Origin of the sequence: Coleofasciculus sp. FACHB-1120, assembly GCF_014698845.1 — a bacterium.
Taxonomy (GTDB): domain Bacteria; phylum Cyanobacteriota; class Cyanobacteriia; order Cyanobacteriales; family FACHB-T130; genus FACHB-T130.
On the sequence record NZ_JACJTV010000044.1, the window covers coordinates 22,880 to 35,849 of the forward strand.

Genomic DNA, 12,970 nt, shown 5'->3' on the forward strand with positions numbered 1-12,970 from the left:
TATGAATCCAAACTTAGTATTCCCACTGAAGCGGCAAAAATCTCAAAGTAAGCCAATTAACTACCGTAAAGCTTGCGATCGCAACAATTTATCAGCCCAAGCCGCATCTCCGTCTGATAGCGATCGCACTAGCTCATAAACCTAATCTGTTGTGAACCCCCTCTTTACTTGTTAGTTTCATTATCACTTCTGACCCTCATCGTCACTTCTTAGCCCCCTCCTCGCTTGCGGGGAGGGGGTTGGGGGTGGGGTTCTACCCCATATCGTAGCCAAACAAATTAGAGTTAAATCTACTCAATGCAAAACAATTAAGAACAGGTTGTGCCTACACCACATTGATCGTCACTTTTCAGCCAACCCTTAACACCTCGATATTCAATCTGCGCCCATTCTCCCTGACAGCCTATTAATTTAACATCAGTTCTACGTGGAACTCGTGCGATTTTTCGGCTTTGCTGACTGGGACTAGCATAAAGATTAACCCCATTCGTTTCATAGCCCCTCGTTGACGTGCCTAACATGGGCAAAAACACCCAGCCAGTTCCCTGAAAGCCGCCAATTTCTCTATCAGCATTCGTAATTTTTACCCAATTTCCAGAGGAAGCGATGATTTCAACTGACTCGTATGTAGGGATTTTTCCCAAGATTCGACTATTACTACTTGGGCCAGTACGCACATTTAAACCTTGCGGATCTTTGTCTATAACGACGGCAGAAATATCGCATTTTTTTTCATTAACTGGTTGCGCTAATACGCTAAGATTAGCCGTGCCAGTATTGATAACCCAGCTCATACTAGCTAGCGCTAATCCTACGGTTAGCTTTGATGCTGTCTTGTTCGCCTTTTTAGTCATAAGTTTCCCAATTATTTAACACCAGCGTTAGTGCTGGTGCCAAACAATTACTTCATATCGTAGCCAAACAATTTCGGATCAACTTCTCCTAGTTGCAAGTCGGCTAAACCATACTCTGCCCAGCGTCGTTCCACCATCGCCGCCACATCTGGATCGGATTTCAAAGGTTCGCCCCATTCATGTTCGGTTTCAGGAGGAATTTTCGTGGTCGCATCAATTCCCATGCGTCCGCCTAAACCAATTTTTTCACTGGCGAAATCCAAAGTATCAAAAGGCGTATTCGGCAAAATGAAAACATCACGCACCGGGTCAACTTTGGAACTAATTGCCCACACCACTTGACGCGGATCGCGAATGTTAATGTCCTTATCTACGACAATCACAAACTTGGTGTAAGTAAACTGAGGTAAAGCACTCCAAAAAGCTAAGGCTGCACGTCGCGCTTGTCCCGGATATGCCTTGTCAATGGAAATAATCGCCGCTTTATAACTCAGCGCTTCCATTGGCAGGAAGAAATCAACAATTTCTGAAACTTGTTGCCGCAAAATCGGCGTGTAGATGCGGTTCAGCGCGATCGCCATCATCGCTTCTTCTTTTGGCGGACGACCGCTAAAAGTTGTCATATATATTGGGTCTTTGCGGTGCGTCATGCACTGGAAGCGAATTAACGGCGAATCCTCGACACCGCCGTAATAGCCCATATGATCGCCAAAGGGGCCATCTGACAGCACTTCCCCCGGTGTAATGGTGCCTTCTAGGACAAATTCCGAGTCGGCTGGCACTTCTAAATCCACCGTCTTACACTTCGCCAACTGCACCCCAGAACCGCCGTAGAGTCCCGCAAACAGCCATTCTGATAAATCGACTGGAATCGGTGTTGCAGCTGCCATAATGATCAGAGGGTCAACACCGAGTGCGATCGCCACCTCCAACTTTTTCCCCTGTTCCGCCGCCTTGCGTAGATGTCTGGCACCACCTCGCACCGATAGCCAATGCACCGTCATTGTGTTGCGAGATTGCAGTTGCAGCCGGTACACTCCCACATTCGGCGTACCCGTCTCGCAATCCTTGGTAATTACCAAGCCCAACGTGATAATCTTGCCAGCATCACCCGAATAAGGACGAATGAGCGGCAATTGGTTCAGATCCAGATCATCGCCTTGGATAACCACTTGTTGACAGGCTGGGAAAAAATCGCGCCCCGGTTTCGCCTTCAGCACATCAAATAGCACCTTGCCAAACTCCACCGCCTGAGAAATCTTCTTCGGTGGCTTCGGCTGTTGCAACATACTCAGCTTTTTGCCCAGTTCCTCCAACTCCAACGGATGCTGCATATTCATCGCCCAGCAAATCCGTTCAACTGTACCCATCAGGTTCACCGCCACCGGATAAGCTGACCCTTTTACATTTTCAAATAGCAGCCCAGGACCACCGCGTTGTAACATCCGGTTGGAAATCTCAGCAATTTCCATATCTGGGTCAACGAGGGCATCGATTCTCCGTAACTGCCCTCGTTCTTCCAGTAGCTTGATAAATCCCCGCAAGTCTCTTGCCATAGTAAAGATTAAGAAGTATGAAGCACTTTCTTTTATTATGAGGGGAATCCTAACACTAGGAGTGCCCCCTAGAGACTTCAGGGGTAAGCCGCCTCAATATAACCCCAAAAAACTATGCCAGATAACGTTCGCGTGACCTCGGTAAATGATTCTGCTGTTATTAATGAAATTAGCTTCTGTATCTATCAAGCCATTATTTTCATTCAGCAACAGCAGCCCAAATTATTAACTGAAAAGTACCGGAATGTTCCCTGGAGTGATGCGCCTTATCAATCCTCTTTCCTATTAAAACTGCAAACAGAACTCAACAAAGCACCTGATAGAGATGCACTAATTAAAACAGTACGAAAATTACTGCAATTAATCTTAACCCCTCAATGTTTAGAATTACCGATATCTATTAAATTAATAGAAAAACTTCGTATTTTAATCGATTCAGCATCTGAAAGAGATTCTAGAAATGGATCGGCCTTTTCACCTCCACCAGAAGCGCCACGAGTGCTGATTCCAGAGCAACATATCGCGATTTTGCTTTTGGACGCTGAAAACTTACAACTCGATACCGAAACAGAAAAGTTTTTAACAACCCTCTGCACTTACTTTATCCAAGTTAAAATTGCCTTTGCAAATTGGCGACGTATGGGTAAATTAGATGCGGAATTGCATGAACGTGGCTATGATTTAATTCACGTTCCTGCTGGTAGGGATAACGCTGATGGAAAAATGATAGCAGTTGGCTTATCAATCCGCGAACATTACCCAAAAGTTAAAGAAGTCTTAGTTTGTTCATCAGATACGGTGATGACCAATCTTTGCAACCATCTTCAGAAATACGGATTAACGGTATATCGGGTTTTTCGACAGGGTTCTAATATAACCGTATCTAACTATAAAACAGGTAAAATTGAAAGTTATACGCCCAAAGACTTACCAGTTATCCCACCATTAATGCAATGTATTAGTTATTTAAAAGCGTTGCTTGTCGAAGAACAAGAACGGACTAAAATTCAGTGGGTAAAGTTATCTGCCCTATCTCAGCTATTTTACGAAAAGTACGAAATTACTATCAATCAAGTTGTTGATACTTATAGTCCCGGTAAGACTGATAAAGATATTTTCATAGATAAACCCTCTGATTTTGTAGTACATCAACTCCCCGAAACTGCTGAGATATATATCAATCTATTTAAAATCGGTCAAATGACCAAAACGACTAAACAAGATCCAGAGTTGAAAACTGATAAAACTCAAGCCGGGAATCAGACTTTAGTTGAACCACAAAAAGCGCCAGAAAATCCTAAACTTGAACAGCAATCAGACGATAAACTTCAACCTTTATCTACTATCACTTCTCTAGCAGAACTAGAAAATGCAGTTGTAAAGGTTATTCAGGCAATGCACGCGCAATCTTTAGACGCAAAAGTATTAACAGGATCGCTAGGTGGAGAATTCAGTAAAGTGTATGGTGAATCCCCGACTGCATTAGTTAAAAAACTCAAGCCGGGTACTAATTTTACCCAGTTTTTACAGTCGTGTTCTACGTTAAAAGTGGAAAAAAATGGGCAAGGTTATCAGGTAGCGATCGCTCACGCCTCTTCATCTAAAATTAACTCCTGTCTTGAGCTGGAACAAGTGTTATTCAATATATTGAATACGCTAACGGGTGAGTCCTCAAAAAACTATATTCCCCTAGAAAGTTTAGGAGGAGAATTTCATAAAAAATACAATCAACCAATCTCTGAAATTATCAAACACTTCAATCCAGAAGGTAGCTTCACTCAATTTTTAAAGTCTTGTCGTTGCTTCAAAGTAGAGAAAACCAATAAAGGCTATCAAGTAGCGATCGCTCAAAACTCCTAAATCAAAAGTCAATCCAATTGCCTATCTTAAGCGAATTAATTCTTAGATGCCAAAAAGGCTTTGAATTCGTTGGCGGATTCGGATTAAAGGAGTCTGTTCCGACACTTCTTCTGTCAGTAGCCCCAAATCTCGTAATGCCTGTTGCCGTTCTGATAATTTTTGGGCAATCTGATCGGCTAACTCCTGATGAGTGACTAAAAGCTTTTGTAAATCGTTGCGGTCTACGACAAACAAAATCGCATCTTCCACAGTCCGAACGGTTGCAGAACGCGGAGTTCCCAGTAATAAAGAAATTTCTCCAAAAAATTCGCCTTTGTGAAGCGTTGCAATATATTTCTCTGCTTTTTGAGAAAACACTTCTACAGAGCCAGTCAAAATAATATAGAATGAATCGCCGGGGTCATTTTCTTGACAAACAACCTGTCCGTTTGGAAACAGTTGTCGATATCCGTACTCAATCAATTGCCGCAGTTCTAAATCCGTACACGACTCAAAGAAAGTAACTCTTCGCAACAAATCACGCAGCGTCCAGTTATCGGGGGATTTGGCAAGAACTTTGGTGTTGGGTGTGATGGGGTTATCGGGCGAATTGACTTTGCCATTAGGAACATCTGTAGCACTGGTTTTCTGAAACCGATGCGTTATATCTTCTAAATTGCGAATGTGTATATCTCGTTGGGGAAAAGGAATTTCGATTCCTCGGTTGCGGAATTCATGCTCAATCGAAAAATTTAAAGAGCTTTTAATGGGATCGCTACCTTGCGGTCGATCGATCCAAACTAATAGCTCAAAATCTAAAGAACTTTCCCCAAAACCTTTAAACCAAACTTTGGGAGCCGGAGAAGATAAAACGCCGGGTTCCATTCGAGCCGCCGCTAAAAGTGCCTCTGTAACTAATATGGGTTCGCTCCCATAGGCAACTCCAATCGGGATATGGATGCGACACTTTGGGTCTTTATAGGTCCAGTTAATAATATGGTTTTCAACAAAGCGAACATTGGGAACGATGACAAAAACGCCATCCAGTGTCCGAACAATCGTAGAACGAATAGAAATATTTTCTACAGTTCCTAAAAGACCATCTACTTCAATAAAGTCTCCGACTCTAATCGGTTGTTCAAAAAGTAGCGTCAATCCACTGATAAAGTTGCTGGATAGATTTTGTAACCCGAATCCCAACCCAATCCCAATCACTCCAGCGAATACCGTTAGAGAACTCAGGTTGATGCCTGCCGTTTGCAGGACAATCATAAATCCAAAACCTGCTAAAAGGTAGCCGATGACCGCTGCGATCGCTTCTCGCGTTCCCCGATCCAACTTCACCCGCACCAGAATTTTTCGCTTAATCCACTCGCTGATAGCGCGAGAAGCCATAAAGACAGCGATCGCTAACAAAATCAGTTGGACAATCGAACCGAGAGAAAGACGGGTGTTACCGATTTCAAAAAGCGGGGTTGTAAATAGCTGGGATAAGCCAGCAAATATTTCCCCTGCCGCTTTGACTATCCAATCCATGATTTACTCAACCTGAAGCAGGAACTCTCACGCACTTTGTCCATCTCAGCCTCGATTTTTACGAAATGTCAAGGTTTTGCCTGGGAAATCTGCTCATTTTCTCGTTTTCTGCTTTGAGGCTCTACCAGGAAATGCTTACTGAATAGGCTGCTGCCGCGCTTACAAGCTGTTACGCTTCCCACCCTCTTCCTAGACTTTCTCGGCGATTGCGGGACGTAAGAGCCTCCTGAGAGCGTTCTTGGGCGTCTCCCTGGAAACGAGAAATAACTGGTTTGAGCAGAATGAATCGCGGTCAGTATGATGGGAGAAGATGTAAAGAAATGTAAAGGAATATGCAAGATAAAGTCGTTGTCATCGTCGGTGCCACCGGCGGGATTGGTTCCGCCTTAACTCGCAAACTGGCACCAATGGGGGCGCGGTTGGTACTGGCAGCAAGAGATAGCACTCGGTTGGAAAACTTGGCATCTGGACTTCCCCAAGCCTTAACCGTACCTACAGATATTACTAAACCCCAGCAGGTGGAGACGCTAATGGAAAAAGCGATCGCCCACTTTGGTCAAATTGATGTTTTAGTCAATGCGGCGGGCGCTGGCGTAATGAAGCAGTACAACCAGTTAGAACCCGCAGATTTAGACGCCATGCTCGACGTGAACTTAAAAGGCAGTTTCTACACCTGTCAGGCAGCAGCGGAGGCGATGAAGGAGCATAAAAGCGGTCATATCTGCAATGTGGTAGGGATTCTGGGCAAACACTCAATGGCGATGGCAGCAGCTTACTGTGCCTCGAAGTTTGGCGTCGTGGGTTTCAGTAAGTGTATGGCAGATGAGCTGAAGCGCTTCGGCATCAAGTTTACCCTGTTCTACTTTGGCGGCGTTGATTCTCCTTTTTGGGACAATGTCAGCCTAAAAGTCGATCGAAAAAAGATGCTTAGCCCTGAAACAGCGGCGAATGCCATTTTGTTCGCACTCACCGCCGATCCGCAAGCGGTGCCGATGGAAATTAATATTCAACCAGAAAGCCACCTGTTTTTCTAAATCGTCATCGCGAACTCAGTACACCACGTATAAAATCTGCTGTTTTTTACTGGCTCTGTGCTACTGTTGCCATCTCCCACTCAGTCCTTGACATAGCCAGGGAAACCCAGATCCTAAAACACTCAGCACTTTATCAAAGGAGGGATTCTTTCTCAAGAATGACCTGTAAATGCCAGGAAGAGGGCAAAATTTACACTCAGGTAGAGCTGCTCAGACTGGATAAACCATGAAAATTGACCACGTTCACTTCTATGTTGAAGATGCCAAAGCGTCGCGCGACTGGTTTGTGCTACTGCTAGGGTTTCAAGCAGTAGCCGCTGGGGTAAGCGACCACACTCGCACAGAAGTGGTCAGAAGCGGCTCAGTCTATTTTTTGCTATCTTCACCCCTGACATCGGCGAGTCCCGTTGCCCAGTTTCTGCACCAACATCCTCCCGGTGTTGCTGACATTGCTTTTAGCGTTTCTGATGTGGAAGCGGTGATGACGAAGGCGGTCAATGGGGGCGCTAAAGTGTTGCAACCCATCCAGGAACAACCGGGTAAGGTCTTGCTGAAGTGGGGCAAGATTGCTGCTTGGGGTTCTTTGAGTCATACCTTGATAGAAAGGCAGCCTAGGTTTGTTGAGCGCCAAAATAGAGGTTTTATTTGCACTTTTCCCCAGCTTGACTGGGATGGCGGAAAAGTCTTATGGGATGAGGATTCCGAGCAGTTAGATGGCAGGGGCAACACCGGCTTCGTGTTTGGCGGCATCGATCATGTTGTGCTGAATGTGGCGGCTGGGGACTTGGATCGGGCAGTTGCTTGGTATGAAAAGACGCTGGCGTTGATACCTCAGCAGTCGTTTGCGATTCAAACCGAGCGTTCGGGACTGCACAGTAAGGTGATGCTTCATCCGGATGGTTGGGTCAAGTTACCGATTAATCAGCCCGCATCTGCAAATTCCCAAATTCAGGAATTTTTGGAGGTGAATCGGGGGCCAGGAGTTCAGCATATTGCTTTGCAAACGCCCAATATTGTGAATGCGATCGCTTATCTCCGTCAACGCGGTCTACCCTTTCTGCAAGTCCCCCGCTCCTACTACACTCAACTACTTCACCGGCAAGGACTTCAGCTATCGGAGGCCGAAATTCAGGAAATTGCGGTGCAACAAATTTTGGTGGATTGGGAGGAAAACTCTCCCGAAGCGTTGCTACTGCAAATCTTCACTCAACCGATTTTTGAACAACCTACTTTCTTCTTTGAGTTAATTGAGCGCCGCTTACAGGCACGGGGTTTTGGGGAAGGCAACTTTCGCGCTCTTTTTGAAGCGATTGAACGAGAGCAGATGAAGCGAGGTAGCCTGTATTGAGGAACCTATCGGCAGGCAGGTAAAAAGGGGGTAATTTGTGATTAATCTTAGTCATATAGATTAACCCCTGCGTCTAAAAATGTTAAGAATTATCAGTGACTTCGACGGCCCAATTATGGACGTTTCGGAGCGATATTACCAAGTTTACCAGTTTTGTTTGGAACAGACGCGGCGGGAAGACCAGTCAGTGCGTCAGATGTCTAAGGAGGAGTTTTGGGCTTTGAAGCGATCGCGCGTCCCAGAACGAAAAATCGGGATGCTTTCCGGTCTTGATGAAGATCAAGCCCAAGCATTTGCAGCACTGCGGCGTCAAACCGTGCATACGATGCCTTATCTAGTTTATGACGCGCTGGCACCCGGAGCCGTTGACGCCCTAGAGAAAATACAGCAAGCAGGCGTCGATTTGGTGGTAATGACCATGCGCCGTCAACGGGAGTTAGATTATGCTTTTGGTCGCTACGACTTAGAGCGATTTTTCCCCCAAAATCGGTGCTACCACCTGGCTAACGACTACGTGAAGACTCGTGACATCGACGACAAACCGCTACTCATGGAACGTGCGATCGCCGAATTGCCTCCCGCTTCTAACGTGTGGATGATCGGCGATACCGAGGCTGATATAATTGCCGCAAAAAACCACGGCGTCAAGGTCATCGGGGTTTTGTGCGGGATACGCGATCGCGAACAACTTAAGCTATACCAGCCAGACGCGATCGTAAACAACCTCGGTGAAGCCGTGGATTTCGTATTGAGTCAGCCGCTGACTGAAGAATTAAACATAAAAAATGAAAAATTAAAAAGTCTCTGATTAACTCTTAATTTTTCATGATTAATTCTTAGCTCTAGCGCAGAAAGCTACTAACCAGCCAGAGAATAATAAACGTCACCACCGTGACGAATTTATCTGGTGTCAATCCGATATTAGAAATTTGCGTCATCAGCACATTATCGAGCAGCGTTCCCAATCCAATCCCCACGAACAACCCCAGCAGCGTCAGCAGGAAAGCGCGACCAAATTTCCGCTCTTTGCGATTGACCAAAAATAAACTTAATCCTGCCCCTAACGCCATATTCAACGGCAGCGTCGAATCATTGGTGCCTGGATAGACTGTAATGGCGCTCAATGCCAAGAATAAGCCGCTAGGCCACGCCACCTCTTGTAAGCTGGGCGTATCAATCAGATTTTGCAACCAAGCTGGGGAACGGTTAACCGGGGGAGGTGCAAAAGTGGGAGGAGGCGCGATCGCCCGCTCTGGAAACCGAATCCGTTCCGGAACCTTAATTTTTCCCTCTTGGCGCATCCTCAGACGTTCCATTAAAATCGCATCGTAGGCCGTCTCCATCGCTTCCAGAAGCTCCTTCTCGCCATGATGCTCTTGAAGAAGGCGCTTGCGGGTCTCCTGAATTTCCTCAAAAGTTGCGTCTTCTGACAGTCCAAGCTTTTCGTAGGGATTTTGCTCGCTCATCCAAAACCTCCCAGAGATCTATGTATTTTTAGCAGTCTTCATCGACTCAATCATTTCTGGCAATCTAGCTCTATATCTACACTGCCAGTTCCTCAGGCTAAAAAAAAGTATCATTAGCCAGCCGTTCTAACCTACGTAACCGAAGACTCCCTAATTTCCGTTGCGAAAAGAGTATCTCCAACCCCATGAGAGCGCGATTGGAATACTTTCACGCTGATTGGAGAAGGTGCTACGGCTCTTGAAGGATGGAATGGTCATAAATTACTACATTTGGCAAAGTATCTATACATTTTCCGTGAGGTTTTGTCATACTGGTTCTTTGTTCAAAGCCGCTCAAGTCCCTAAAATCGCTACCCAAGCGCAGTTGATCCTGAGCCTTGAGTGCCTACCTTCATCCTATCCTCCAAGTTAGTTTAGCTTGATCCTTGAACACAAGGGCTTCTCCCGAAAGACACTTTTATTCGTTTACCAGCTAACCGTCAGATGATTTATCCGGATTCGCTCGGCAAATTCAATTTTTTTAGACCAAAAAGACTTAAAACAAACCGCCAGACTGCTCATCGTGGAGAATTGACGATTACGAGATATTTTCACTAACTGGGGAGAGCGACGATAATTGTCTAAAATGCTCATTACGTCATTAAACTTGGGAATATTAATAAGGTGAGGAAGCGGTTTTTCGCCTTCCAAAGCGCTTATTTCCCCGACTCGGCCTGTTTGCTTAAAATACCTCTGTCTGTTAATCATAATCCAGTTCTTAGTGGAAAGTTATGGTCATGGCTTCCGCAACTCACAAGATTCTTGTCGTAGATGACGATCCTGCCATCCGGAATCTCATCTATCGTTTCTTAAGTCAAAACTATCAAATGGAGTCTGCTGAAGACGGCAAGACCGCCCGCGCCGTGTTTGATCAATTCAATCCAAACCTGGTGATTCTGGACGTGAATTTGCCTGACGCGAATGGCTATCAACTCTGCAAAGAATTACAAAGCCGCACCGACGTATTAGTGCTGCTGCTAACGAGTCGCGCCGACGAAAACGATAAAATCCACGGATTCTCTCAAGGTGCGGATGACTACATTACCAAGCCTTTTAGCTTGCAAGAGTTGGGCGTCCGAGTCGGGGCACTTTTAAAGCGCCATCGACCCCTGAAAGTTGCCGAACAGCAACGCCTCATCTTTGACAAACTGGTGATCGATCCAGTGCGTCGAGAGGTAAATCTGAGCGACCAACCAGTACCCCTGACCGCCTTAGAATTTAATTTGTTGCATTTTTTGGCAAGTCATCCTGGTCGGGTTTGGCGTCGAGCAGAGCTAATTAAGGAAGTTTGGGCTTCTGACTACATTGGAGATCCACGGGTCGTTGACGTTCATATCGGGCAGATTCGCAAGAAGATTGAAATCGATTCTACTCAGCCTGAGTTAATTCAAACGGTTCGGGGCGTCGGTTACAAGTTTGAAGTTCCGGGTAAACCCGAACTCAATGGCAAAGCGGAACGCTGAAACGGGATAGTTCAAGAACATCAAAGCCTGAAATCATAGTTTTTGCTAGAGAAAAAACGCTTGAGTTCTTTTTTGATGCCACACAAGTATCCGCAGAATACCAATCGGTTCGCTGTGCTACCCCCTCTCATCCTACTAAGCCTGGTTATGAGTCTTCTGCTGGGGGCTTGCACTGCCCCGGCTCTTTCCCCAAAGGCATCTGAATCGACATCTACCACTCTAACGGTTGCTGCTGCTGCTTCGTTGAGCGAAGCTTTTACAGAGATTGCCACATCCTTTCAAGCTCAGCTTCCGACTACAGTTAACTTTAATTTTGCCGCTTCTGGTTTCTTGCAAAAGCAAATTGAACGGGGTGCCCCCATTGATGTATTCGCGAGTGCAGCAGCTCGACCGATGGATGCTTTAGAAACGCAGAATTTATTGCTTCCCCAAACTCGCAAGACGTTTGGCCGTAATCAATTAGTCCTGGTGGCAATGACTGCTCAAACCCCTTGGCTGAAGAAACTATCTGACTTAAGCAATAGTCGTTTGAAACGCTTAGCAATCGGGAATCCAGCGACAGTGCCAGCGGGAGAGTACGCAAAAATGGCTCTGGAAAAAGAAAATCTTTATACCAAACTGGAAAAAGAAAAAAAGTTAGTTTTTGGTGACAATGTGCGTCAAGTTTTGACTTATGTGGAGCAGGGGAATGTTGACGCCGCCCTTGTTTACGCGACGGATGCGGCGATATCGAAAACAGTGAAGGTGATAAGCAGAATTTCCCTTGAATCAACTCAACCTATCAGCTATTGGATAGCAGTTGTTAAGCAAAGTCAAAATTCCCAGCAGGCAAAAGAATTCATCAACTTTGTTACCAGTTACAAAGGGCAGCAGATATTGCAGAAGTACGGCTTTCTGCCAATTAGCTTTCTGCCAATTAGCGCCTACTCCCTTTCCTGTAGTCCCTCTAGAAATTCTCTATTGGATGCAGTACGGTTTAACCCCGTCTCTGCCCCGCCCCGTGAACCTACTAGCGCGGCAAGCTTAAAATGTTGGGGAGGAAGCAGAGAGCTATTCCCCCTATGACTCATCGTGATAAGTACATTGTCAATCTGAGTGAAAGCGAACGTGAGCGGCTTAAGGATATTAGTAGAAACGGTCAAGCACCTGCCAAAAAAATCCTCTACGCCAGAATCTATTGCTGGCAGACCAGACTCATATAGAGGGAGGTTGGACAGACCAACGCATTAGACCTCTTGCGGAATTGAGTAGAATCAGCTAAACAAAGTTTAATGAATTGATAGTTATAGTTCCTAAATTGATGCGTTACAAAAAATAACTTGCATTGTCTGAATCTGACTTTAAAAGAATGTACGGGGTGAAACCGGAAACATTTTGGATGATGGTGAAAGTAGTACGGGATGGGAAAGAGGGCAGCCGTGGCAGCCATGCATCTATCCCAATTCCCGACCAAATCTTGTTAACAAGAGCAGTATTGGCGCGAGTACAGAACTTACTTTCATATTGCTCAAGATTGGGGGATGCACGAATCAACAGCACAACGGACAGTGAAAAGAATTAAAAATTAATTAATAAAATCTGGAGGTGGTGCTAAACAAGTAATGATGCATTATAATCATGCACAAAATACCAAATGGCACCAATGTGATTCTCTAAGGACTTGGAAAAGGATAAGGTTTTTCGGACTAATCGAGACACCCGTTGTCTCAATGTGTTGTTGAATCGCTCAATGTAACTCGTTTTGCCAGTTTCTTTACCCACTGCTCGATGCCGCTTGCTCGGTAGAACTGCCGCATACGCTACCCAAAAATCCGTATAAACAACCGCGCATTGGC

At 45.4% G+C, this 12,970-nt stretch carries 14 protein-coding genes; 7 read left to right on the forward strand and 7 right to left on the reverse strand.

Annotated elements, in window-relative coordinates; translation table 11 throughout:
• Position 1: 1 nt before the first annotated feature.
• Positions 2–139 carry a hypothetical protein gene (locus H6H02_RS24375; protein WP_190822671.1) on the forward strand — a complete coding sequence of 46 codons (138 nt, stop codon included), beginning with the start codon at positions 2–4 and terminating at the stop codon, positions 137–139.
• Positions 140–308: 169 nt separating this feature from the next.
• On the opposite strand, the gene H6H02_RS24380 is transcribed toward H6H02_RS24375, so the two are convergent.
• Both H6H02_RS24380 and H6H02_RS24385 read right to left on the reverse strand, forming a co-directional pair.
• Positions 309–854: an SH3 domain-containing protein gene (locus tag H6H02_RS24380; protein WP_190822673.1), complete on the reverse strand. Its 546-nt coding sequence runs from the start codon at positions 852–854 to the stop codon at positions 309–311.
• A 47-nt stretch (positions 855–901) separates the two neighbouring features.
• On the reverse strand, positions 902–2,410 hold the full coding sequence (locus H6H02_RS24385) for a UbiD family decarboxylase (protein WP_190822675.1): 1,509 nt from the start codon (positions 2,408–2,410) through the stop codon (positions 902–904).
• Between the two features lie 114 nt (positions 2,411–2,524).
• On the opposite strand from H6H02_RS24385, the gene H6H02_RS24390 reads away from it, so the two are divergent.
• Positions 2,525–4,270, forward strand: a complete 1,746-nt coding sequence (locus tag H6H02_RS24390; RefSeq protein ID WP_190822677.1) for an NYN domain-containing protein — start codon at positions 2,525–2,527, stop codon at positions 4,268–4,270.
• Positions 4,271–4,312: 42 nt separating this feature from the next.
• On the opposite strand, the gene H6H02_RS24395 is transcribed toward H6H02_RS24390, so the two are convergent.
• Positions 4,313–5,785 (reverse strand): cyclic nucleotide-binding domain-containing protein, encoded by a 1,473-nt coding sequence (locus H6H02_RS24395; RefSeq protein WP_190822679.1) that lies wholly within the window; start codon positions 5,783–5,785, stop codon positions 4,313–4,315.
• A 332-nt stretch (positions 5,786–6,117) separates the two neighbouring features.
• Between H6H02_RS24395 and H6H02_RS24400 the strand changes: the two genes are divergently transcribed.
• From H6H02_RS24400 to H6H02_RS24410, 3 genes are all read left to right on the forward strand, one after another.
• Positions 6,118–6,819 (forward strand): SDR family oxidoreductase, encoded by a 702-nt coding sequence (locus H6H02_RS24400; protein ID WP_190822681.1) that lies wholly within the window; start codon positions 6,118–6,120, stop codon positions 6,817–6,819.
• A 226-nt stretch (positions 6,820–7,045) separates the two neighbouring features.
• Positions 7,046–8,167, forward strand: a complete 1,122-nt coding sequence (gene hppD, locus H6H02_RS24405; RefSeq protein ID WP_190822684.1) for a 4-hydroxyphenylpyruvate dioxygenase — start codon at positions 7,046–7,048, stop codon at positions 8,165–8,167.
• A gap of 79 nt (positions 8,168–8,246) precedes the next feature.
• Positions 8,247–8,975: an HAD family hydrolase gene (locus H6H02_RS24410; protein WP_190822686.1), complete on the forward strand. Its 729-nt coding sequence runs from the start codon at positions 8,247–8,249 to the stop codon at positions 8,973–8,975.
• Positions 8,976–9,009: 34 nt separating this feature from the next.
• Here the strand turns inward: H6H02_RS24410 and H6H02_RS24415 are convergent, their stop codons facing one another.
• Together H6H02_RS24415 and H6H02_RS26915 are read right to left on the reverse strand one after the other, a co-directional pair.
• Positions 9,010–9,633, reverse strand: coding sequence for a CPP1-like family protein (locus tag H6H02_RS24415; RefSeq protein ID WP_190822688.1), 624 nt, complete (start codon positions 9,631–9,633; stop codon positions 9,010–9,012).
• A 465-nt stretch (positions 9,634–10,098) separates the two neighbouring features.
• The gene (locus H6H02_RS26915; RefSeq protein ID WP_206757309.1) at positions 10,099–10,266 is read right to left on the reverse strand and encodes a hypothetical protein; all 168 of its coding nucleotides are present in this window, start codon (positions 10,264–10,266) and stop codon (positions 10,099–10,101) included.
• Between the two features lie 137 nt (positions 10,267–10,403).
• On the opposite strand from H6H02_RS26915, the gene H6H02_RS24420 reads away from it, so the two are divergent.
• Together H6H02_RS24420 and modA are read left to right on the forward strand one after the other, a co-directional pair.
• Positions 10,404–11,135 (forward strand): winged helix-turn-helix domain-containing protein, encoded by a 732-nt coding sequence (locus tag H6H02_RS24420; protein ID WP_190822690.1) that lies wholly within the window; start codon positions 10,404–10,406, stop codon positions 11,133–11,135.
• Between the two features lie 147 nt (positions 11,136–11,282).
• Complete coding sequence (gene modA / locus H6H02_RS24425) at positions 11,283–12,200, forward strand: molybdate ABC transporter substrate-binding protein (RefSeq protein ID WP_242040858.1); 918 nt, start codon at positions 11,283–11,285, stop codon at positions 12,198–12,200.
• A 240-nt stretch (positions 12,201–12,440) separates the two neighbouring features.
• On the opposite strand, the gene H6H02_RS27365 is transcribed toward modA, so the two are convergent.
• Together H6H02_RS27365 and H6H02_RS24435 are read right to left on the reverse strand one after the other, a co-directional pair.
• Complete coding sequence (locus H6H02_RS27365; RefSeq protein WP_242040859.1) at positions 12,441–12,674, reverse strand: hypothetical protein; 234 nt, start codon at positions 12,672–12,674, stop codon at positions 12,441–12,443.
• 51 nt (positions 12,675–12,725) lie between these two features.
• Positions 12,726–12,970, reverse strand: a 245-nt coding sequence (locus H6H02_RS24435; RefSeq protein ID WP_277922595.1) for an IS1 family transposase, incomplete at its 5' end; no start/stop codon positions are given.

Coding starts and splice junctions, on each gene's coding strand:
- H6H02_RS24375 (WP_190822671.1), top strand. CDS start 2: ATGAATCCAAACTTAGTATTCCCACTGAAGCGGCAAAAATCTCAAAGT.
- H6H02_RS24400 (WP_190822681.1), top strand. CDS start 6,118: ATGCAAGATAAAGTCGTTGTCATCGTCGGTGCCACCGGCGGGATTGGT.
- H6H02_RS24420 (WP_190822690.1), top strand. CDS start 10,404: ATGGTCATGGCTTCCGCAACTCACAAGATTCTTGTCGTAGATGACGAT.
- H6H02_RS24380 (WP_190822673.1), bottom strand. CDS start 854: ATGACTAAAAAGGCGAACAAGACAGCATCAAAGCTAACCGTAGGATTA.
- modA (WP_242040858.1), top strand. CDS start 11,283: ATGAGTCTTCTGCTGGGGGCTTGCACTGCCCCGGCTCTTTCCCCAAAG.
- H6H02_RS24390 (WP_190822677.1), top strand. CDS start 2,525: ATGCCAGATAACGTTCGCGTGACCTCGGTAAATGATTCTGCTGTTATT.
- hppD (WP_190822684.1), top strand. CDS start 7,046: ATGAAAATTGACCACGTTCACTTCTATGTTGAAGATGCCAAAGCGTCG.
- H6H02_RS24410 (WP_190822686.1), top strand. CDS start 8,247: ATGTTAAGAATTATCAGTGACTTCGACGGCCCAATTATGGACGTTTCG.
- H6H02_RS24395 (WP_190822679.1), bottom strand. CDS start 5,785: ATGGATTGGATAGTCAAAGCGGCAGGGGAAATATTTGCTGGCTTATCC.
- H6H02_RS24415 (WP_190822688.1), bottom strand. CDS start 9,633: ATGAGCGAGCAAAATCCCTACGAAAAGCTTGGACTGTCAGAAGACGCA.
- H6H02_RS26915 (WP_206757309.1), bottom strand. CDS start 10,266: ATGAGCATTTTAGACAATTATCGTCGCTCTCCCCAGTTAGTGAAAATA.
- H6H02_RS24385 (WP_190822675.1), bottom strand. CDS start 2,410: ATGGCAAGAGACTTGCGGGGATTTATCAAGCTACTGGAAGAACGAGGG.